This window comes from Brevundimonas phoenicis (assembly GCF_047237745.1).
Lineage (GTDB): Bacteria > Pseudomonadota > Alphaproteobacteria > Caulobacterales > Caulobacteraceae > Brevundimonas.
Window position 1 is genome coordinate 1,076,122 of the sequence record NZ_JBDFLN010000001.1, and the last position, 20,300, is coordinate 1,096,421.

21 protein-coding genes are annotated in these 20,300 nt (G+C 67.3%); 9 read left to right on the forward strand and 12 right to left on the reverse strand.

The window, feature by feature from the left end; all coding sequences use genetic code 11:
• Positions 1–36 precede the first annotated feature (36 nt).
• The gene (locus ABC419_RS05295; RefSeq protein WP_412876118.1) at positions 37–2,667 is read right to left on the reverse strand and encodes a TonB-dependent receptor; all 2,631 of its coding nucleotides are present in this window, start codon (positions 2,665–2,667) and stop codon (positions 37–39) included.
• A gap of 314 nt (positions 2,668–2,981) precedes the next feature.
• On the opposite strand from ABC419_RS05295, the gene rpsD reads away from it, so the two are divergent.
• From rpsD to ABC419_RS05310, 3 genes are all read left to right on the forward strand, one after another.
• Positions 2,982–3,599, forward strand: coding sequence for a 30S ribosomal protein S4 (gene rpsD / locus ABC419_RS05300; protein WP_003169687.1), 618 nt, complete (start codon positions 2,982–2,984; stop codon positions 3,597–3,599).
• 144 nt (positions 3,600–3,743) lie between these two features.
• Positions 3,744–4,124: a hypothetical protein gene (locus ABC419_RS05305; RefSeq protein ID WP_368925225.1), complete on the forward strand. Its 381-nt coding sequence runs from the start codon at positions 3,744–3,746 to the stop codon at positions 4,122–4,124.
• A gap of 155 nt (positions 4,125–4,279) precedes the next feature.
• A complete protein-coding gene (locus tag ABC419_RS05310; RefSeq protein ID WP_412876117.1) occupies positions 4,280–6,604 on the forward strand; it encodes a bifunctional diguanylate cyclase/phosphodiesterase in 2,325 nt (774 codons plus the stop codon).
• On the opposite strand, the gene ABC419_RS05315 is transcribed toward ABC419_RS05310, so the two are convergent.
• Positions 6,580–7,689 carry an NADH:flavin oxidoreductase/NADH oxidase gene (locus tag ABC419_RS05315; protein ID WP_412876116.1) on the reverse strand — a complete coding sequence of 370 codons (1,110 nt, stop codon included), beginning with the start codon at positions 7,687–7,689 and terminating at the stop codon, positions 6,580–6,582. The two genes, ABC419_RS05310 and ABC419_RS05315, sit on opposite strands and share 25 nt — an antisense overlap.
• Before the next feature lie 147 nt (positions 7,690–7,836).
• On the opposite strand from ABC419_RS05315, the gene ABC419_RS05320 reads away from it, so the two are divergent.
• Positions 7,837–7,965, forward strand: coding sequence for a hypothetical protein (locus ABC419_RS05320; RefSeq protein WP_256375798.1), 129 nt, complete (start codon positions 7,837–7,839; stop codon positions 7,963–7,965).
• The gene (locus tag ABC419_RS05325; RefSeq protein WP_412876115.1) at positions 7,965–8,345 is read left to right on the forward strand and encodes a hypothetical protein; all 381 of its coding nucleotides are present in this window, start codon (positions 7,965–7,967) and stop codon (positions 8,343–8,345) included. The genes ABC419_RS05320 and ABC419_RS05325 overlap by 1 nt, the downstream gene beginning before the upstream one ends.
• A gap of 33 nt (positions 8,346–8,378) precedes the next feature.
• Here ABC419_RS05325 and ABC419_RS05330 read toward each other — a convergent pair whose 3' ends face one another.
• From ABC419_RS05330 to yczR, 5 genes are all read right to left on the reverse strand, one after another.
• Positions 8,379–8,804 carry an acyl-CoA thioesterase gene (locus tag ABC419_RS05330; RefSeq protein ID WP_412876114.1) on the reverse strand — a complete coding sequence of 142 codons (426 nt, stop codon included), beginning with the start codon at positions 8,802–8,804 and terminating at the stop codon, positions 8,379–8,381.
• Positions 8,805–8,810: 6 nt separating this feature from the next.
• A complete protein-coding gene (grxD, locus tag ABC419_RS05335) occupies positions 8,811–9,161 on the reverse strand; it encodes a Grx4 family monothiol glutaredoxin (RefSeq protein WP_087141491.1) in 351 nt (116 codons plus the stop codon).
• Between the two features lie 77 nt (positions 9,162–9,238).
• Positions 9,239–10,486 carry a hypothetical protein gene (locus ABC419_RS05340; protein WP_412876113.1) on the reverse strand — a complete coding sequence of 416 codons (1,248 nt, stop codon included), beginning with the start codon at positions 10,484–10,486 and terminating at the stop codon, positions 9,239–9,241.
• 152 nt (positions 10,487–10,638) lie between these two features.
• Positions 10,639–11,007 carry a hypothetical protein gene (locus ABC419_RS05345; protein ID WP_412876112.1) on the reverse strand — a complete coding sequence of 123 codons (369 nt, stop codon included), beginning with the start codon at positions 11,005–11,007 and terminating at the stop codon, positions 10,639–10,641.
• A gap of 123 nt (positions 11,008–11,130) precedes the next feature.
• Positions 11,131–12,585, reverse strand: coding sequence for a MocR-like transcription factor YczR (gene yczR, locus ABC419_RS05350; protein WP_412876111.1), 1,455 nt, complete (start codon positions 12,583–12,585; stop codon positions 11,131–11,133).
• A 67-nt stretch (positions 12,586–12,652) separates the two neighbouring features.
• On the opposite strand from yczR, the gene yczE reads away from it, so the two are divergent.
• Entirely contained in the window at positions 12,653–13,252 is a 600-nt protein-coding gene (yczE, locus tag ABC419_RS05355) for a membrane protein YczE (protein WP_243637714.1), read from the forward strand.
• Positions 13,253–13,329: 77 nt separating this feature from the next.
• A complete protein-coding gene (locus ABC419_RS05360; protein ID WP_412876110.1) occupies positions 13,330–14,094 on the forward strand; it encodes an SDR family oxidoreductase in 765 nt (254 codons plus the stop codon).
• Between the two features lie 4 nt (positions 14,095–14,098).
• On the opposite strand, the gene ABC419_RS05365 is transcribed toward ABC419_RS05360, so the two are convergent.
• Complete coding sequence (locus ABC419_RS05365) at positions 14,099–15,727, reverse strand: peptide chain release factor 3 (protein ID WP_412876109.1); 1,629 nt, start codon at positions 15,725–15,727, stop codon at positions 14,099–14,101.
• Between the two features lie 158 nt (positions 15,728–15,885).
• Between ABC419_RS05365 and ABC419_RS05370 the strand changes: the two genes are divergently transcribed.
• Entirely contained in the window at positions 15,886–16,026 is a 141-nt protein-coding gene (locus tag ABC419_RS05370) for a hypothetical protein (protein ID WP_200168151.1), read from the forward strand.
• On the opposite strand, the gene ABC419_RS05375 is transcribed toward ABC419_RS05370, so the two are convergent.
• From ABC419_RS05375 to ABC419_RS05385, 3 genes are all read right to left on the reverse strand, one after another.
• On the reverse strand, positions 16,023–17,699 hold the full coding sequence (locus ABC419_RS05375; RefSeq protein ID WP_412876108.1) for a DUF1570 domain-containing protein: 1,677 nt from the start codon (positions 17,697–17,699) through the stop codon (positions 16,023–16,025). The two genes, ABC419_RS05370 and ABC419_RS05375, sit on opposite strands and share 4 nt — an antisense overlap.
• Before the next feature lie 57 nt (positions 17,700–17,756).
• Positions 17,757–18,137, reverse strand: coding sequence for a hypothetical protein (locus tag ABC419_RS05380; protein WP_412876107.1), 381 nt, complete (start codon positions 18,135–18,137; stop codon positions 17,757–17,759).
• Between the two features lie 213 nt (positions 18,138–18,350).
• Complete coding sequence (locus tag ABC419_RS05385; RefSeq protein ID WP_412876106.1) at positions 18,351–18,680, reverse strand: DUF1491 family protein; 330 nt, start codon at positions 18,678–18,680, stop codon at positions 18,351–18,353.
• Between the two features lie 55 nt (positions 18,681–18,735).
• Between ABC419_RS05385 and ABC419_RS05390 the strand changes: the two genes are divergently transcribed.
• Positions 18,736–19,611, forward strand: a complete 876-nt coding sequence (locus ABC419_RS05390; RefSeq protein ID WP_412876105.1) for a hypothetical protein — start codon at positions 18,736–18,738, stop codon at positions 19,609–19,611.
• 156 nt (positions 19,612–19,767) lie between these two features.
• Here the strand turns inward: ABC419_RS05390 and ABC419_RS05395 are convergent, their stop codons facing one another.
• Entirely contained in the window at positions 19,768–20,208 is a 441-nt protein-coding gene (locus ABC419_RS05395) for a DUF6389 family protein (RefSeq protein ID WP_412876104.1), read from the reverse strand.
• Between the last annotated feature and the right edge of the window lie 92 nt (positions 20,209–20,300).

The following is a 20,300-nucleotide window of genomic DNA, read 5'->3' on the forward strand; positions in this document are numbered from 1 at the left end:
GGCCGCCCTCCGGTCTGGAAGGCGGCCTGAAGGGGATCAGAAGCTGGCGGAGACGCCGAACCAGAAGGTGCGGCCGTATTCGGCTGATTCTTGCAGATAGCCCTGGTTCGGGCCGGTCACTTCGCGGCGGCCCGCATCGTTCAGGTTCTGACCTTCGGCGAAGATCGTCACCCCGTTGTCGAAGCGCCAGCTGATCGAGGCGTCATACAGGTGACGGCCCTTCCAGTACTGATCGGCGTTGGGGACGGTGTCGTTGATCGTCTCCAGGAAGCCGCCGACGTAGTTGTGCGAGATCCGCGCCTCCAGCGGCCCGCGCTGATAGTAGATCGAGGCGTTGGTGGTGGTGTCCGGCTGCTGGAACAGGCCGGTGTGGCGCTCGCCCTTCGAGGTCAGGAAGGTGAACTCCGTGTCCAGGAAGGTGGCGTTGGCGCTGACGCCGAAGCCGTCGAAGGGCGCGGGCAGCATGGTCAGGGCCTGCTGGAAGCCCAGTTCGATCCCGCGGATTTCGGCCGACTGGGCGTTCATCGGGGTGGAGACCTGGACGTCCTCCATGCCCCGGCCCACGTCCATGCGCTGGACGGAGCTGAGGGTGAAGATCTCATTGTCGATCGACTTGGCGAAGACCGCGACCGAGATCAGGCCGTCCGTCGGATAATATTCGAACGACAGGTCGAAACCCTCGCTCTCGCGCGGCTCCAGATTGGGGTTGCCCCGCGACAGGGTCGGCTGGGAGCCGTCGAAGCTCAGGCTCTCGCTGGCGGCCAGGGAGCCGAAGTCCGGGCGGCCGATGGTGTTGGTCCAGGCGGCGCGCACCACCATGTCCTCGCGCACGTCCCAGCGCAGGTGGACGCTGGGCAGCCAGTTCTCATAGCCGCCCTGGTTGTGCGCGGGCGTCAGGACGCCGCCGGTGTTGCGGGCGGCCTGGGATTCCACCTCGGTCTTCTCGTAGCGCACCCCGCCCAGGACGGTGACGTCGCCGATGCGATAGCTGGCCTGGCCATAGGCGGCGTAGACGTCTTCGGTCACCTCATAGTCGCCGGTCGGCAGGGCGGTCGTGGCGACGAAGCGGTCGCGGTTGGCCTCGAAGAAGCGCTCGGCCAGACCGGCGTCGATGCGGGCGCCCAGGTCATAGCGGCCCTGGATCAACTCGCTGGGGCCGGCCACGTCCACCTCGTCGAAGGTGAAGGCGAAGCCGGGCGCGGTCTTATAGTCGGTGCGGCTGCTGGCGTAGGAGCGGTCGCTGGAGCGGATCAGGCCGCCGAACTTCATCTTCAGGTTCCGCTCATGGCCGCCGTCGTCGAAGGCGGCGTTGAAGCGGGCCTGCACCGTGTCTTCATCGCTGGTGGTCAGGGACACGCGGCGTTGTTGCAGGTTGTAGAGCGAGGCGTCGCGGAAGGCGGCCGGATCGGTCGGCGTGAAGACCGGGAAGAAGTCCGACGTATCGTAGCTGAAGCCGAAGTCGGAATGGGCCGCCGTGCGGAACTCATACGAGGTGTTCGGCGTCTCCAGCGAAGCCTTGGAGTAGGAGAGGTCGCCGTCCAGCGTCCACTGGCTGGTGGCGTCCCACTGGAATCCGCTGCGGACCAGGCCGATCTCGCGCTGGGTGATCGGCTGGTTCAGGCCGACGATGTTGCGTCCGGTCGCGAAGACGCCCGAAGTCTGCGTCTGGTTCGAGACGTTGCCGTTCGGCTCGGTGCGGAACTCGATGCGCTCCTCGTCGTCCTCCATGCTGGCCCACAGGGCCGAGGCCTCCCAGCGGAAGGTGTTGGACGGACGCCATTCCAGCTTGCCGTTCAGGCCCGAGCGCTGCTTGGTGTTGTTGTACCAGAACAGGCGGTTCTGCGTCGGAACCTGGATGCCGTTGCCGGTCGCAGAGCCGGAATCCACCGGCTTGCCGTCGGCGTCGTACTCGCGCACCGACGGCGCGGCGACCTCGACCTGAGGGATGTCGTAGTCGAGCTGTTCGTGCGAGGCGCCGACCACCACGCCCCATTCGTCATTGGCGCCGAAGCGGCGGCCGGTGGCGAAGCTCAGGCGATAGGACGGATCGTCGTTGCGCACGTCGCCGTGGCGCTCATAGACGCCGTAGGAGGCCATGCCGTCGAAGAAGGGGCCGTTGCGGTCAAAGGCGCTGCGGGTGCGCACATTGATGACGCCGCCGATGGCGTTGCCGTCGTTCTCGGGCGTCACCGTCTTGATGACCTCCAGACGGCCGGCCATGACCGAGGGAACGATGTCCATCGGCACGGTGCGGGCGCTCTCGTCGACCGAGCCGACGAAGGCGCCGTCGATGGTGGTGCGGTTATAGGTCGAGGCCAGGCCGCGCAGGATCGGCCAGCGCGGCTCGCCCTGGTCCTCCATGATCGACACGCCGGGAATGCGGCGCAGGGCGGCGGCGGTGTTGTGGTCGGGCAGCTTGCCGATGTCGTCCGACGACACGGCGTCCATGACCTCGAACTGGCGGCGCTTGACGGCGATGGCGGCGCGCTGGGCCTCGCGCTGGCCGGTGACGACGATCTCGCTGACCTCGACGGCGGCGTCCTGGCCTTCGGCCTGGGCCGAAATTTGGGCCGAAATTTGGGCCGAAGTCTGGGCCTGGGCGAGGGCGGGCGCGCACAGGGCCGAGGTGGCGAGCAGCCAGGCGGCGGCGGGGCGAACAGAGGTCATGTTGGGAATCCCCGAAAGCGATACTGATGTCAGGGGGCGAGCTAGGCTTTAGCGGCGACGAAACGGTTTCAGCTCGATGGGGCTTTCATCACCGTTTGGCGTCCGTTCGGCGAAGAGTGATCCAGAACCGGAATTCGCCAAGACTGGAGGGACCGCCGACATTGACTCCCGGCCGCGTCGCCTTCATAAGCCCGGCCTTCTCGCATCGGGTTCCGCCCGAGGCGCGAACTGACTACGGACGATGCGTGAACCGCCGTTGAGATCGCCGCTCCAATCGGGGAGCAGCCGGGCCGCATCATGATAAAGAGTGACACATGTCCAAGCGCCATAGCGCCAAGTACAAACTCGACCGGGCCATGGGTGAAAACCTGTGGGGTCGCGCCAAGTCTCCCGTCAACAAGCGTTCCTACGGCCCCGGCCAGCACGGCCAGCGTCGCAAATCCAAGGTCTCGGACTTTGGTCTGCAGCTGAAGGCCAAGCAGAAGCTGAAGGGCTACTACGGCAACATCACCGAGAAGCAATTCGCGGCGACCTACGCCGAAGCCGCTCGTCGTAAGGGCAACACCTCGGAAAACCTGATCGGCCTGCTGGAATCGCGCCTGGACGCCATCGTCTACCGCGCCAAGTTCGTGCCGACCGTCTGGGCTGCTCGCCAGTTCGTCTCGCACGGCCACGTGACCGTCGACGGCAAGAAGGTCGACATCGGTTCGTACCGCGTCAAGCCGGGCCAGGTCATCGAGGTCAAGGAAAAGTCGCGCAACATGGCGCTGGTGCTTGAAGCCCAGCAGTCGAGCGAGCGCGACCTGCCTGACTATCTGGAACTGGGCGATCGTGGTTTCTCGGTCCGCTACGGCCGCGTGCCGGAACTGTCCGACGTGCCCTATCCGGTGAAGATGGAGCCGAACCTGGTCGTCGAATACTACTCCTCGTAAATTCGACGGACCTTTCTGGTTCATGGAAAGGCCCCGACATCGTCGGGGCCTTTCTTTGTCTGGATTGAGGCCTTTCCGGTTCACTTTCGGACCGAACGGGCGCAATATGAATTGTTGCCAGCATCGCGCCAAGGGAGGCCGAACATGAGAGGCGTCTTCTTCGGCTTCGTTCTTGCGGCGGGGCTCGCCGCTTGCGCTCATGCGCCCGGCGAACTGGTGCGAACCGAAGGCATGCCGGGCCAGTTGGAACCGATCCACGCCGCCGCCTTCACCCGCGACCTCGCCGTATTCCGAGTCAGCTCCAACGGCTGCACCGACAAGAGCGACGTGAAGCCCTTCATCACCCAGTTGAAGGACTCGGCGGTGATCACCTTGCGCCGCATGGGCGAGGACGTCTGCACCCGCCCGGTCAAGGACGGGGTCCAGATCCAGTGGACCTTTGAAGAGTTGGGCCTGCCGGCCGGCGCCAATGTCGTGGTCAATAACCCCTATCTGATGAACGGCGATCAGGGCGTAGCGCAGTAGGGGGACTGAATCTTCAGGCTTCGTTAGCCATGCTCAAACAGCGGCGTTTAAGACCTGGACGATAGAACGGTCGACCCGTTCCTGTCTGCTTGGCATCGCCACCTATGCGCGTTCTTTCGTGTCTGACTGAAGACCATCATTTCGGTCTTGTCGCCTTGGCCGCCCTTATCTGCCTCTTGGGCAGCTGGATCACCACAGGCCTGTTGCGCAGGGTGCGAGAGGAGCGGGGCGTCGCCCAGGCGTCCTGGATGTTCCTGGGCGCCCTGGCTGGCGGGGCTACCATCTGGTGCACCCATTTCGTCGCCATGATCGCTTACCGGCCGGGCGTCGGCGTGGCTTACGAGCCGCTGCTGACAGGCGTCTCCCTGGCTATCGCCATCCTGGGCGTGGGGCTGGCGCTGGGCGGGGCGACGACGCGGGGTCGCTTCGCGCCCGCTGCCGGCGGCGCGTTGTTCGGCCTGGCCGTCGCCGCCATGCACTTTGTCGGCATGGCCGCCATGGCGGTGGAGGGCGTGGTCCACTGGTCGAACGGCTATGTCGCCGCCTCCATGATCGGTTCGGTGGCGTTCGGCGCGATCGCGTTCCAGATGGCCGCCGACGTGCAGGATCGCTTCGCCCGCCTGAAGGGCGCGGCCGCCATGGTCCTGGGCATCGTCTGCCTGCACTTCACGGCCATGGCCGCCATGACCATCATTCCCTTTGCGGCGGCGGACGGCGTGCTGACCGGCCAGGACGCGCAGAACGTGCTGGCGCTGGGCGTCGCGGGCGTTGGCCTGCTGGTGCTGGGCGCGGGCGCGGCCAGCCACGTGCTGGATCGTCAGTCGCACGCCCTGCACAGTGAACGGCAGCAGTATCTGATCGAGAGCGGCGTCGACGGCATGGCCATCGAGCGCGACGGCGTCGTCATCGCCGCCAATGAGGTTCTGGCCGCCCTGCTGGGCGTCTCGCGCGAAGCCCTGATCGGCGCCAGCCTGGAGCAGTGGGTCGAAGACGCGCACCGTCTGGGCGACGGCTCGGTGGCGCAGACCGTCCTGCGGTCCGGCGGCGAGGAAATCCCCGTCGAATTGTCGGCGCGTCGCGATCAGACCACGGGCAGCCGCACCATGATCTATGCGGTGCGCGACCTACGCGCCCGCATGGCCCAGGAGCGCCGCATCGCCCACCTGGCCCGCAACGACAGCCTGACCGGCCTGCCGAACCGCGCCTCCTTCCTGGAACGCCTGACCCGCCAGAAGCAGACGGCCGCCGAAGGCGAGGCGCTGGCCCTGTTCGCCCTGGACCTAGATCGCTTCAAGGAGGTCAACGACCTGTACGGCCACGCGGTCGGCGACCAGCTGCTGTGCATCATCGCCGAGCGCATGAAGGGCGTTCTGCGCGAGGGCGAATTCATTGCGCGTCAGGGCGGGGACGAATTCCTGGCGCTGGCCTCGGTCTCCACCCGCGATGAAGCTCGCGCCGTAGCTGAGCGTCTGCGCCAGGCCGTGATCCAGACCGTGACCCTGGACCATGCCGACGTGTCGTGCGGCGCCAGTATCGGCGTGTCGCTGTGGCCGGAAGACGCCCAGGACGTGTCGACCCTGATCAACAACGCCGACCTGGCCATGTACCGGGCCAAGGCGTCGCTGACGCAGGATGTCTGCTTCTATGAAGCGGACATGGATCAGGCCGTCCGCGCCCGTCGCCGCGTCACCCAAGCGCTGCGCGAAGCGCTGGAGCGCGAACAGTTCGAACTGCACTATCAGGTCCAGGCGTCGGTCGAGACGGGCAAGGCGACCGGCTATGAAGTGCTGTTGCGCTGGAAGAACGACGAAGGCCGTTACATTTCGCCAGCAGACTTCATTCCTGTCGCCGAGGAGACGGGGCTGATCCTGCCGATCGGCGAGTGGGTGCTGCGCCAGGCCTGCCGCCAGGCCGCCGCCTGGGCCGAACCGCATCGCATCGCGGTCAATCTGTCGCCGGTCCAGCTGAGCCATGTCGACCTGCCGCGCCTGGTGCATCAGATTCTGATGGAGACGGGCCTTGCGCCGTCGCGTCTGGAGCTGGAGATCACCGAGACGGCGATGATCACCGATATGGAGCGGACGACCCACGTCCTGCGTCAACTGAAGGCTCTGGGCGTGACCATCGCCATGGACGACTTCGGCACCGGCTATTCCTCGCTTTCGACGCTGAAGGCCTTCCCGTTCGACAAGATCAAGCTGGACCGCTCCTTCATGCTGGAGCTGGAAGGCGAGGCGCCGCAGTCGCGAGCCATCATCCGCGCGGTTCTGACCATCGGCGAAAGCCTGTCGATCCCGGTGCTGGCCGAGGGCGTGGAGACGGCCGAACAGCTGGCCTTCCTGCGCGCCCAGGGCTGCAATGAGGTTCAGGGCTATCTTCTGGGTCGTCCTCAGCCGGAAGCCGACGCCCTGTCGAACGGCGCCGCCGTGATCGCGACGATTCCGTCCGTCGAGGATCAGGCCGAGCGCGCAGCCGCGTAGCCGGGCCAGTGTTCGGCGGCTGCTCGTTCATACTGAACGGGCAGGGCTTCGGCGGCTCCGAGGGAGACGGCGGCGTGATGGCCCCAGTTGGGGTCGTCCAGCACGGCGCGCGCGACCGCGACCAGATCAGCCTTGCCCTGGACCAACAGCGCCTCCGCCTGTTGCGGGGTGACGATGAGTCCCACGGCCATGACGTTCGCTTCGGGAATCGCCGCCTTCACCGCCTCGGCGAAGGGAAGCTGATAGCCTGGCTGGTCTCCAGGGATGCGGGCGGTCGCGACGTTGCCGCCGCTGGTCAGGTGCAGGTACTCATAGCCCATGTCGTGCAGGGCGCGGCCGAAGACGGCCGCCTCGACCGGCGTGATGCCGCCGTCGGCCCAGTCCGAGCCGTTGAAACGGGCGCCTAGGGCCTTGGTCCGTGGCCAGGCGTCGCGCAGAGCCTGGGCGACGCGCAGCGGGAAGCGCATCCGGTTCTCCAATGAGCCGCCGAATTCGTCGGTTCGTTCGTTCGATAGCGGCGAGAGGAACTGTGTCAGCAGATAGCCGTGGGCGGCGTGTAACTCGACCAGGTCGAAGCCGGCGCGGTCGGCGCGCGCGGCTGCATCGACGAAGGCCGCGACCACGCGATCCATGCCCGCCGGATCCAGCGCCGTCGGCATGTGCCAGTCGTCGCGATAGGGTTGGGGAGAAGCTGAAAACGTCTCCCACGCCTTGTCTGACGGGGCGGGGCCGCCATGATTGACCCACGGCGGATTGGTCGAGGCTTTGCGGCCGGCGTGACCCAACTGCACCCCGATCGGCGTGTCCGAATAGGTGCGGATGTCGCGGATGATCCGGGCGAAGGCGGCTTCCTGTTCGTCGTTCCACAGGCCGGTGTCGGCCCAGGAGATGCGGCCCGCCGCCTCGACGCCCGTGGCCTCGACGATCACCAGGCCGGCGCCCGACAGGGCCAGTCGGGCGATGTGCTGGGCGTGCCAGGGCTGAGGCACGCCGTCCACGGCCGAATACTGGCACATGGGGGCGATGACGATGCGGTTCTTCAGCGTCAACGGCCCAATGGCGCGCGGGGTGAACAGCAGGCTCATGCATGACTCTTTCGATGGCCCCCGGGGAGGCGGGTCACAGTAGCTATGACTGTGGCGGTTAGGTTCAAGCCCACCCTTTCCGATTATTCACGTGATCCCGAACCGCGACGCTGGCAGTTTGCCGCCAACCAACAAGGGGAACACCTCATGCGTCGTCTCGTTATCGCTCTCGCCGTCGCCGCGCTCGCCGCGCCCGTGCTGTCGGGCTGCATCATCATCGCCACCGAAAAGCCGACGACGCGCGTCATCCACTCGTCCCCCGCCGAGGCGAACTGATGCGCCTCGGTGCTGCCGCCGTCGCCGCCCTGCTGCCGCTGCTGGGCGGCTGCGTCATCTATTCCAACGAGGGCGGTGAAAAGGTTTCGGTCGTCACTGACCAGAATGCAGCCCGCACCGAAGCGCTCGAAGCTGTCCGCAAGGTCGACTTCGACGGCCAGCGGCTGAACGTCGTGGTCGGCTCCAACGGTTGCACCGAGGCGTCCAGCTTTGAGGTGCGTATCAAGGACGCCGATCCGGCGGAGCTGACGCTGGTGCGCCGCTCGCCTGATATGTGCAAGGCCCTGGTCCCCGAAGGCAAGACGGTTAGCTGGGGCTATGATGAACTGGGCCTGGAGCGCGGCCAGCCTGTACGCGTGCTGAACCCCATCAGCCTGTAAGAGGAACTTCTTCTACAAGAGGAGAAGGGCCGCCTATGCCTTGAACGGCCCCAGCATCTCCGCCGGGATGCGGGCGGGGCGCAGGGTCTGGGCGTCGACCAGGCACCATTCGGACAGGCCTTGCGCGCACAGGCGGCCCTCGGTGTCCTCGATGCGGACATAGCGGTTGAAGCGCGGCCCCTGCGGATCGCCGACCCAGGTGCGGGCGACGACGCCGGTCGCGTCGGGCGCGATGGCGCGCAGGTAGTCGATCTCGTGTCTCAGGGCGATCCACGACCAGCGGGCGCGCGTCTCGTCGTCGAAGCGCGCGTTCCAGTGGGCCGTGCCCACGTCCTGAAGCCAGCCGACGTAGACGACGTTGTTGACGTGGTTGTTCTCGTCAATGTGTTCCGGCCGCACGTCCAACGGGACGACGAAGACCTCGCGGTCCTCACGCGGTTGCAGCTGCGGCCGGGCCATCGGCGCTTAGGCCTCGCCGAGGGCGACGCCCTTTTCGGCCATCAGGGCGGCCAGTTCGCCCGACTGGAACATCTCGCGCACGATGTCCGAGCCGCCGACGAACTCGCCCTTCACATAGAGCTGGGGGATGGTCGGCCAGTCGGTGAAGGCCTTGATGCCTTCGCGCAGAGCTTCGTCCTGCAGCACGTCGACGCCGACGAAGGCCGCGCCCACGTGGTCGAGAATCTGGACCGTGACCGAGGAGAAGCCGCAGCGCGGCGAATCCGGCGTGCCCTTCATGAAGAGCACCACGTCATGCTCGGCCACCGTCTGGGCGATGAAGGCGTGGACGGGATCGGCGGCGGTTTGTTCGGTCACTGTGTCGGAACCCTTCTGCGAAGCCCGTGAGCTAGGCGCCCAATGGGGCCGGGTCAAGGCCGGGCGGACGTTCAGTCTCAGGCCGATTGCGTCCGCAAGGACAGACGCTCGGCCCGTTCCGCCAGCACCTGGGCGCCATGTTCACGCGCGGTTTGCGCCGCTTCAGTCAGCATCAGACCGACGCCGCGCGGTATTTCGCCCGTCCAGCGCGCACGCGCCAGCGCCACGCGCGCCAGGCCGATCTGTTCGGCCGCCCAGTCCAGCGGCGTGGCCGTGACTGAAGGGCGCACCAGACGTCGCCGCAGGCTGGTTTCAATGTTCATCAGGGCCGTCAGGTCGCCTGCCGCCCCGGCGCGGGCCGTGTCTTGGGCCACGCGCTGTTCATGGGCCAGCGCGCCTAGGATCAGGCCGCCGCCTTCGGTCAGGGTTTCCGCCTGAATCAGTACGACCGGCGACAAGGCCTCGCGCTCGGCGCGCAAGACCTGGATAGCGGACCAGTCCAGCGGGCTGTGGTCGGGGGTGAACATCTGGGCGGCGGCGTCGAACATGGCCTTGGCCTGATCCCGGGCTGCTGGAGCTTCGGCTATGGCGGCCAGGGCGGCCATGCCGGCCGCACAAAGCGCCAGGGCGCGGGCGCGGCTCAGCGGTCTCTGTTCGGGAGCGGCGGCCTCGACCAAGGCGCGCAGGTCGCGCCCGGCCTTGTCCAGCATCCTGGCGTCGCGCGTATTGAGCCCGGTTTCCAGCGCCAGGGCGGCGCGATCGAGGCGCAGTTCGTCCTCCAGCGTGCGCGCGCCCTTCAGGTTCGCCAGGGCGGCGTCCAGGAGCTTCGCCGCCTCGCTCAGTTCCGACAGTCGGCCGGACAGCAGGGCCAGTCGCGCGCGCAGGCGGGCATGCAGGGCTGCTGCTGCGGCGACCGTATCCAGTCGGCGCGCCGGCGGCAGCTCGCTGAGAAGGTCCAGGGCGGCCGTCAGCCGATCGGGACCGCCGCGCAAGTCAAAGGCCAGCATGGCGGTCTGAGCCAGGTCCAGGGCGGCTCGAACAGCCTGATCGCCGTTGGCGGCGTGCTTAGCGGCGTCGCGCCCGGCGCTCTCGGCGCGTTCCAGGCTGGAGGCGACGCCACAGCGGCGGGCGTGTTCACGCCACAGGGCGGCGGCGCGCAGTGAGGCGTCGAAGGGGCGGGGGCAGGAGACGCGACCCGCGTCGGTTGATTGTTGACGCGCTTCGATCTCGACCAGGCCGACGCCGATCAGCTCGAGCCAGCCCAGGTCGTCGCTGTCGCGCGCCTTCTCGAACAGCCGTCTAAGGTCTCTGCCGAATTCGAACATTCGCCTGTGTCGTCCCGCTTCGGGATTACGGGGGGGATCCCGCTGCCGACCAAGCAAACGCAGCGCCGTAGGAAGGGTTCGCCTTAACCATACCGACAAATTGTGAACTCGAAGTCGACCGACAGCCTCGCGGAGGAAAACTGCTGGAGAGGTCAGCCCAGTTGCGGCGCTTTCTGACGGCAGCGCTGCAGAGCGGCGCGAGCCTCGGATTCTCCGGCGGAAAGGCGACGCACGGCGTCCAGGCGGGCGCGTGTCTGTTCGGCTTCCGCCACCGCCGGGTTGCGGCCGGCGACGGTCGCGGCCTGCATGGCCGCGAGCGACCAGTAGAGGGCGGCGTCATAGAGCGCGCGGCCGTATCGGCTTTCTCCGCCCTCAAGTTCGGACGCCGCTTGTGTCAAACCGGCGCATCTGACCGCCTCGTCATAGGAGACGAGCCGGGCGCTAGGTGCTTGAGCCGGGGCCTGGGCGGGCGCCGAGGCCTGGGCCAGCGCCATGGCGGCGGTGACGGCGACGATGAACATCAGAACTCCACGGGCGCGGGGAGCGCCGATCAGGCTCTACTAAAGAACCACGTCCGGGTGACGGATGAAAGCGGTGTTCAGAAAAGCTTCAGGTTGCATCCGCGAAAGGCGGCATGGCGCGTCCTAAAACACGGCGGGCAGGAGCGGATCGAGCGCCGTCCGCCGCGGCGCCTTGCGGTCCAGTCCGCCCCAGGCCGCCGCCAGCCTGACCACCGCCAGGTCCAGCTCCGCCTCTTCGCGGCTGAAGGGCAGGCGGATGAAGCGGTCGAAGGCGCCGTTGATCCCGAACCGCATGCCGGGCGCGATCCGCACCCCATGATCGGGCGCGGCGATGGCCAGGCGCACGCCGTCCGGCCGGGGCAGCTCGACCCATAAAGACAGGCCGCCGTCGGGCCGTCGCGTCCGCCATTGCGGCAGATGCTCGGCCAGCCGCGTCCGCAGATGGGCCTCGCGGCGCGCCAGCAGTCGCCGCCGTGCGTGCAGCGGCGTCGGGTCGCCTGTCAGCAGCATGGCGGCCGCCAGCTGCTCCATCACGGGCACGCCCAGATCCAGAGACGGCCGATGGCGCACCACCGCATCGATGACCTCGACATGGGCGCGCAGCCAGCCGACGCGCAATCCGCCCCAATAGGGTTTGCTAGTCGAGCCCAGCCGCACGACATGGGGGCCGTGATCGACGGGCGGCGGCGGCGGGCGGTCGAACCACAGCTCGCGCAGGCTGTCGTCCAGCACCAGCATCGCGCCGACGCGGGCGGCGGCGGCGGCGATGTCGGCCTCGTCCTGGGCCGACAGGACATGGCCTGTCGGATTGTGGTGCGCGCCGATCAGATAGATCAGTCGCGGGCGGACGCGGGCGATGGCGGCCAGCATCCCGTCCATGTCCCAGCCCTGGGGCGTCATGGCGACGGGGCTGAGCGCCAGACCGGCCTGGGTCAGGGCGTCCAGCGCGTGGGGATAGCCGGGGTGTTCGACCACCGCCCGGTCGCTGGGCCGCGTCGCCGCCCGCAGCAGCAGGGCCAGACCGCCCAGCGCGCCCGCCGTGACCACCACCTGCTGCGCCGTGGTGGCCATGCCCTCGTCGCTGTAGCGGTCGGCGACGACGCGGCGCAGGGCCTCGACGCCGATCGGCTCATAGCCCGGCCCCGGCAGATGAGCGGGCAGGGCCTCCAGCGCGCGGGCGTAGGCGGCGTGCACCTGTTCGTCGGCGGCCATGGCGGCCGAGGCCATGTCGATGACGCCCGGCGCATCGACCCTCTGCATCGGCCCGTCCAAATAGGTCACCGGCGGGGACGCCGGGCTGGCGGGCAGGGCGGTGAAGCTGCCCGACCCAGTCCGACTGACGATGAAGCCGTCGGCCCTCAATCGGTCCAGGGCGGCGCTGACGGTGATGCGGCTGACGCCCAGGGTTTCGGCCAGCCGTCGCTCGCCGGGCAGGCGCGCGTTCAGCGACAGCCGCCCGTCCAGGATGATGAGCTTCAGCGCCTCGGCCAGGCGGCGATAGGCGGGCTCGCCGTCCGGCCCGCGCCAGCCGTTCAACTGACGCGACAGGGAGGCGGCGTTGACCAGGGTGTCGCGCATAAGGCCACCGTCTCGAAATTGGCCCTATAAAGCAAGGCCGATCTAGGGGCCTATGGCGCACATGTTCATGCGTCGTTTCATCCAGCTTCAACTGGGCCTGTGCCTGTACGGCGTGGCCGCCGCCCTGATGGTGCGCTCCAACCTCGGGCTGGACCCGTGGAACGTCTTTCACCAGGGCCTGTCCCTGCGGACGGGCATCAGCCTGGGGACCGCCTCGATCATCATGGGCGTCCTGGTGATGCTGACCTGGATTCCGCTGCGTCAGAAGCCGGGCCTGGGCACGCTGTTCAACATCTTCGTCATCGGCCTGTCGATGGATGCGGCCCTGGCCGTCCTGCCCGAGATCACAGGCCTGCCGCTGCGGCTGGCCTTCATGACGATGGGCGTGCTGCTGACCGCCATGGGCGGGGCCGCCTACATCGGCGCCGGCATGGGCACGGGGCCGCGCGACGGTCTGATGATCGGCCTGAACCAGCGGCTGGGCTGGTCGATCCGGGTGTCGCGGATGCTGATCGAGGTCAGCGTCCTGGCCGGAGGCTGGCTGCTGGGCGGCTCGGTCGGTCTGGGCACGGTGGTCTTCGCTGTGGGGATCGGCCCGCTGATCCAGATCTTCCTTCCGTGGTTTCAGGCGCTGGGACGCGAACCTCGCGTGGCGCCCTCGACCTGAACGCCGAGTCCGAACCCCGCCAGACCACGCGGTGAAGGCATGAAAGGAAGACGGCCTCTTTCACGCACGAGGTCGTCATGCCTGCACTCATCGACAAGGTCGCTGTCATCACCGGAGCCAGCTCCGGCATCGGCGCCGCCGCCGCCCGTCTGTTCGCCCGCGAAGGCGCGGCGGTGGTCGTCACCGCCCGGCGCGAGGCCGAGCTTCTGGCCCTGGTTGCGGGGATCGAGGCCAAGGGCGGCCGCGCCGTAGCCGTGCCGGGCGACATTCGCGACGAGGCCCTGGCCGAGCGGCTGGTGCGGACGGCGGTCGAGTGCTTCGGCGGTCTGGACATCGCGCTGAACAACGCCGGGGCCATCGGCGCCAATGAACCGACGCCGGAGATCGCGCTGGAGCGCTGGCGCGAGACGCTGGACGTCAACCTGACCGCCGCCTTCCTTGGCGCCAAGCATCAGATCCCGGCCTTGTTGAACCGGGGCGGCGGCTCGCTGATCTTCACCTCGACCTTTGTCGGCCACGCCATCGGCATGCCGGGCATGGCGGCCTATGGCGCGGCCAAGGCGGGGCTGATCGGCTTATCGCGTGTCATCGCCACCGAGTTCGGGGCGAAGGGCGTGCGCAGCAACTGCCTGCTGCCCGGCGGCACGGACACCGAGGCGGGCCGCGAATTCGCCCACACGCCCGAGATCATCGCCTTCGTCGAGGGCATGCACGCCCTGAAGCGGATGGCGAGCCCGGAGGAGATCGCTCGCGCCGCCCTGTTCCTGGCGTCGGACGCCTCCAGCTTCATGACCGGAACGGCCATGCTGGTCGACGGCGGGGTATCGATCAGCAAGACCTGAGGGGTCAGCCCCGTTCCTTGGTCTTGGTGAAGGCGATCTTGGGGAAGCGTTCGGAGACGTAGCCCGTCTCCCAGCTCGACTTGGCCAGGAAGACCGGGTTCTGGTCGATGTCGACCGCCATCTGGGGGCGGTATTTGCCGGCGAAGTCTTCCAGGTCGGCCTTCTCGCCCGCCACCCAACGCGCCTCGGCGTAGGGCGACGGTTCGAAGATGACGTCCAGGCCGTATTCCTCGCCCAGGCGGTCGGCCATGACCTCGAATTGCAGCTGGCCGACGGCGCCGACGATGAAGTCCGCGCCCAGTTCGGGGCGGAACAGCTGGGTCACGCCTTCCTCGGCCAGACCCTCCAGCGCCTTCTTCAGGTGCTTGGCCTTCAGCGGATCCTTGACGCGGACGCGCTGCAGGATTTCCGGGGCGAAGTTGGGCAGGCCCGCGAAACGCACCAGGCCGCTCTCCGACAGGCTGTCGCCGACGCGCAGCACGCCATGGTTCGGAATGCCGATCACGTCGCCGGCGAAGGCGTCCTCGGCCAGTTCGCGGTCCGAGGCGAAGAACATGATGGGGGCGTTGACCGACAACTGCTTGCCGGTGTTCTGCACCTTCAACTTCATGCCGCGCTTGAAGCTGCCCGAGGCCATGCGAAACATGGCGATGCGGTCGCGGTGGTTGGGGTCCATATTGGCCTGAACCTTGAAGACGAAGCCGGTGACTTCGTCCTTGCTCGGTTCGACCGCGATGTCCTCGGGCGCCGGGGCGTTGCGGGTTTCTGGCGGAGCCTCCTTGCGGGCCTTCATGGTCTTGGGCGGCGGGGCCCATTCGCCGATGGCCTTCAGCAGTTCCTCGATGCCGAAGTGGCGCAGGGCCGAGCCCCACAGCACGGGCGTCATATGCCCTTCCAGAAACGCCTGATGATCGAACGGCTTGTAGCCCGCCTCGACCAGTTCCAGCGCATCGACCATGTCGGCCTGCTCCGCGCCTTCGAAGAAGGCGGCGGCCTGATCGAAGGGCAGGGGGGCGGGGTGCTCGCCGTCGTTGTCGGAGGTCTTGCGGGTGTAGGGCTGGAACCGGCCCTGGCCGCCGACCTCGGCCAGACCGCGCAGGCGGTTGCCGCTCTCGGCCGGCCACCAGATGGGCGAGGGGTCCAGCTGCAGGCGGGACGCGATCTCGTCCAGCAGGGCCATCGGATCTTGAGCCTCGCGGTCCAGCTTGTTGATGAAGGTGATGATCGGAATGTCGCGCAGGCGGCAGACCTCGAACAGCTTCAGCGTCTGCGGCTCGATGCCCTTGGCGGCGTCCAGCACCATGATGGCGCAGTCGGCGGCCGTCAGGGTGCGATAGGTGTCTTCTGAAAAGTCCTCGTGCCCCGGCGTGTCCAGCAGGTTGAACATCTTGCCGTCGTGCTCGAACGTCATGACCGAGGCGGTGACCGAGATGCCCCGTTCCTTCTCGATCTTCATCCAGTCCGAGCGGGCGCGGCGGTTTTCCCCGCGCGCCTTGACCGCCCCGGCCGCGCGCACGGCGCCGCCCGCCAGCAGGATATGCTCGGTCAGGGTCGTCTTGCCGGCGTCCGGGTGGGCGATGATGGCGAAGGTCCGACGGCGGTCGGCCTCCTGGGCGAGGGTCAGTTTGGACATAGAGCTTCCTTTAGGACGCGCGACCTACCGCGCCGGGGCTCAATTGTCGACGTTCACGATGTCGTGAAAGACCCTTCGCGTATGATGGTTATTCGAGGCATGCTCGTTTTCGGGAGACGGCGGGCCATGAGTCCGTCGTACAAGGGAAGGGAAACGTCATGGCTCTGGTTCACCCAGGCAAGGTCGCGCCCGTACAGAACGAGCGCAAGATTCACCCGTTGGTCTGCTTTCTGGCGGGGTTCGCCCTGATCGTCCTGGCGGCGATCGTGGTGCACACAGTGTTCGGGGTGCTGCTCTAGGAGGCAGGGAGCGGCCTCGCATCGGACGTCGTGTCTGGCGCGCCTATGTCATCCTGCGGTTCTTCGGGCTCGGGGGCCTCTTCCAGCGGGGCCTGACCCAATGCTTGTCGCGCCTGGTCGATCATTTGTCGCGCTCGACGTTTGTAAGCGCTTTGGTGAGGGCTGTTGGAAACAGGCGTGAGAATCGTGATCGCTTCAGCATTCATGTCGCGCGCCATATAGGCATGCCCCAGACGGGTGCGGCAGTCGAACGATTGCGGAGCCAAGGTGCAGGCGACCTCCAGCGTGGAGATATCGTTGTCCGTCGGATAGCGGGGCTGCCCGCGCCGCACGTCGTTCAGACCCAGATAGATGCGGAAATCCAGCGGTTCGGCGTCCATGGCGCGCGCAAGATAGGCGGCGGCCTGACGGCGAAGCTCGTTGGCGTCGTCGATCGAGGACGCTGACTCGGTCTGATCCAGCAGGGCCAGGGCGGCGACCCGCAAAACCTTGGCGTTGGTTGCGTGGTCGCCGAGACTGGGTTCCAGCACTGCCAGCGCCAAGTCTGGGCGCTGTGACAGCCGGTGTGCGCGAGCCGTGAGCAGTCGACCGACATCGGAGTCCGCATAGCGTTCACCCAGGGCGAAGGCTGAGCGGATGAGTTCGGCCCGGTTCTCATTGGTCTGTCGTCGATCCCGAGCCCGGCGCGCCTTTTGAGCGTCGGATTGCGTGTCGCCCTCCGCCTCTTCCTCTGCGGGAAGCTTGATCGGCGCATTATCAAGGCGAACATCCAGCCAGATGGCGTCAGCTTCGGCCTTGGACATTTGGCTGACCGTCACCTCGGGATGTGTGACCGGGATCTGTGGCGAGGTCACATTGATGGAGCCGGAAGTATAGCGCCACACGTCATCCTGAAGCTGAGCCGCAGTCCGGCCTGTCGCCGCCTGCATGGCGACGACGGAGTCCTCTCCGCTGGCCACAGCCGCCAGATAACGTCTCAGCATCTGGGTGCGTTCAGGCGTGCTCATGAAGTAGTGAGTCATCGCCCATGATTGGGCGTAGTAGAGATGCGCGGGGAAGCGCCCGGAATCTGAAATGCGCCACTTCAGAACGTCTTCCATCCTGGCCCAGGTGTTGAAACCCATGTTCAGCGAATTTACCCGGCCTGGGTTGTGTCGTCCGAATTGGATGCGCTCGTCTGTAAGATTGGCGGTGGAATAGTATTCTGCGAAGCCTTCAACAAACCATGAGGGATAGGCGTTAGCCTTCATCTGGAACATGAAGTGGTGAGCGTATTCATGGAAGACGACGACATCGCCCATGGAGCTACGTGTGTCGACGACTGTATAGATTCGGCCGCTGTTAGGCGAATAATAACCCGCCACGCCTTCGCCTATGCCGGGAGAAATGCGATTCATGTCCCGTCGTCCTTCGGCCATGAAGATCTCCAACTTGGGAATCTCATGATCAGTCTGAATCGGGTAGTAGGTTCGCAACAGGGCGTCGAAGCGCTCGACCTTGCGTGCGTAGCGTCTTAGGCTCGCTTCCGACGTGTCGCCGTAAACGACGAAATGCTGGGTTTCCGCTTTTAGCCATTCAGCTTGGGCAGGCAGCGCGATGAATGCGCTCAACATGACCCCAGTTGTCAGGATGCGCAAAGGCTTGGCCTGCGCGCGTTCGCTTCTCTTGGTCATGCTCTGCCCCATGTCACCGTTCAAGGCATAAAGAACGGCGGTGTTTTAGGGAAGTGGTCAGGCCGCCAGACGCCCCCAAACCGCCTTGTCGGCGGCGACGGTGGACAAGCGGCCGTGGGAGGCGCGCGACTGGAGCTGACGCATGACGGCCTCGGGGAGGGCGCAGAAGCGCGGTTCGACCAGTTCGGGCGCGCAATCGGCTTCGGGCGCCGCAAACAGGGCGGCGTTGACCCCTTCGGTCCGGTGGGCGATCAACCACGCGAGGCGACGCGCCCTCGCCGGATCTTTGCGGTGCAGCAGCGGGTCTTCGGCGAACAGTTCGCAGCCCATCTCCAGCACATAGTCGAAGGACAGGCTCTCGAACCGGCGCACGTCATGACTCGGGGCCGGGCAGGCCTCGTCCAGATCGAAGACGACATCGTTCAAGAGAAACAGCATGGACCGCGTCCGCTCACAGGACCGTTCTGGCCCCCATGCGACGGGTTGTAGGGCGACCGCGCTTGCGGTCCGGTTCACGAACGCGGTGAACAGGCCGGTTACTATTTTTAGTTCGCCCTAACGCGCTTTGCGCTGCTTGAGGGCTTTGTAAAGAGGCCCTACCGGCCTTCGGCCTGCTTGAGGGCCGATGAAGCCTTTCGCGGCGGGAGAGGGTCAGCCCTGCGTCTTTTCGGTCAGGAAGTGTCGTCCCTGCCGGTCCTCGATCTCGATGATCCAGAGGTCGGGGTCATAGCGGCGCTGGCGGTCCAGATAGGCGTCTAGTTCGCTTTCGAATTCGCTGGCGACGGGCTGGATCCACAGGGGGTCGCCGTCTTGGCCGGTCGCCTCGGTCCACAGGCGGGCGCTGCGGTTGGCGGTGTCATAGGCCTTGACGATGACGGCCCCGGCGCGGGCGTCGCCCTTCTTCACCACCACGGCGTTGGCGCCCTCCAGCTCGGCGCGGCGGATCAGGGCGCCGACCCAGACGTCAGTGGAAAGAAGCAATTGGTTCACCCTGTTTGGACACGGACCCGGAACCGGCGGCGGCTAGGGTGGCGGCATGAAGATAGCGCCGTCGCCCCGCATAGTCAGCAGAACGCTGGCCGCGATCGTCGCCCTGACCCTCGCGGCGGGGACGGCGACTGCTGGCCAGAACCTTGGGGGCGACGTCTATTATGAGCGGGCCTTCGTGCGGGCGGCGCAGGACAAGTGCCGCCTGTTCGAACCGCGTCTGACACAGGCGCTGGAGGCGGCGACCCTGCAGGCGCGCGGGGCGGCCCTGCGCGCCGGGCGCCCGGCGACCGAACTGGCCGCCACAGCCGCGCGGGCCACGGCGCGGGCCGAGGCCACCCCCTGCAACGACGCCGAGCTGGGCCGGGTCAAGGCGCGGGTGCGCCACGCCTTCGCCGGATGGTCGCGCGCGGCGCGGATCAACTTCCCCGGCGACAAGGCCGTGTGGAGCGCCGACCGTTTCGAGAGCAGCCGCGACGGCTGGCGCCTGTTTCAGGACGGGGCGACCGGCGCCTCGCCCGTGCGGTTCGGCCTGACCGGCAAGGCGCCGCAGGATGCGCGCCCGGCGGCGGTCGTCTCCTTCGTCGGCAAGCCCCGGCCCTATGCCGCGCGCATCGTCATGCGGGATGCGGCGCGCTCGCCCCGGCCGTGGCTGGCGGGGGACGGCCTGCCGCCCGAGGCCGCGCGCCGCGCCGTCTTCGCCGCCGGATCCGATCTGGCGCCGCGCGACCTGCTGGCGTCCGGGGCGCGGGCGGGCGAGGTCTGGCGCTTTCCCGACAGCGCGGCCGAGGCTCTGGCGGCGCTGGACCCGCGCGAGCCCTTCCTGATCGAGTTCCTGTTCCGCGACGACAGCGTGGCGACGGCGCGGTTCGAGGCGGGCGACTTCGCCGCCGCCCGCGCCTTTCTGGCCATGGGGCCGGTTTAAACGGACATACCGCATCGTCACCCTCGGGCTTGTCCCGAGGGCCCATCGTTTTGACAAGCACCGATGTTTGGGCAGCACGCGGCGGTTTGGCATCGTCTTCTCGCGTGACCTGATCCGCCTTGGGCCCTCGGGACAAGCCCGAGGGTGACGATCAAATCAGGGCTCCAGCCGACGCGGGGCGGCGGAGCCGTAATCCTCATCGCCATAGATCATGACGGGGACGGGCGCGCGTCCGGCGCGGGGCCACAGGGACTCGATCCAGTCGGCGGCCGTATCGACGATGGCGTCCTGAACGCTGAAGCCCGGATCGCGTCCGAACATGGGCAGGTCAGGCTCGAAGCCTTCCTCGCCGTGGATGACCTCGAACAGGGTGCGGTGCGGCTCGATCGCCTTGTTCAGGACGTAGAGATCGGGGCCGTCCAGACTGACGTGGACGCTGAAGGCGCCTTCGCCGTCCTGATCGGGAAAGACGACGACGTTGATCTCGCGCGCCGCCTCGGGCAGGGCGGTCAGCAGGGCGCGGATGCGCTCCAGCGCCGGGCCGTCGTGGGCGTCGAGCGTGGCGCGCAGGGCGGCGCGATAGGCGGTTTCGTCCATGAGCATCCTCGTCGGGCCGGAGGCGTCTTTCCTATGCCGGGCGCGGCGGCGTCGTCCAGTTTGGCGGTTGCGGCAGGGGCGGGCGGCGTGTT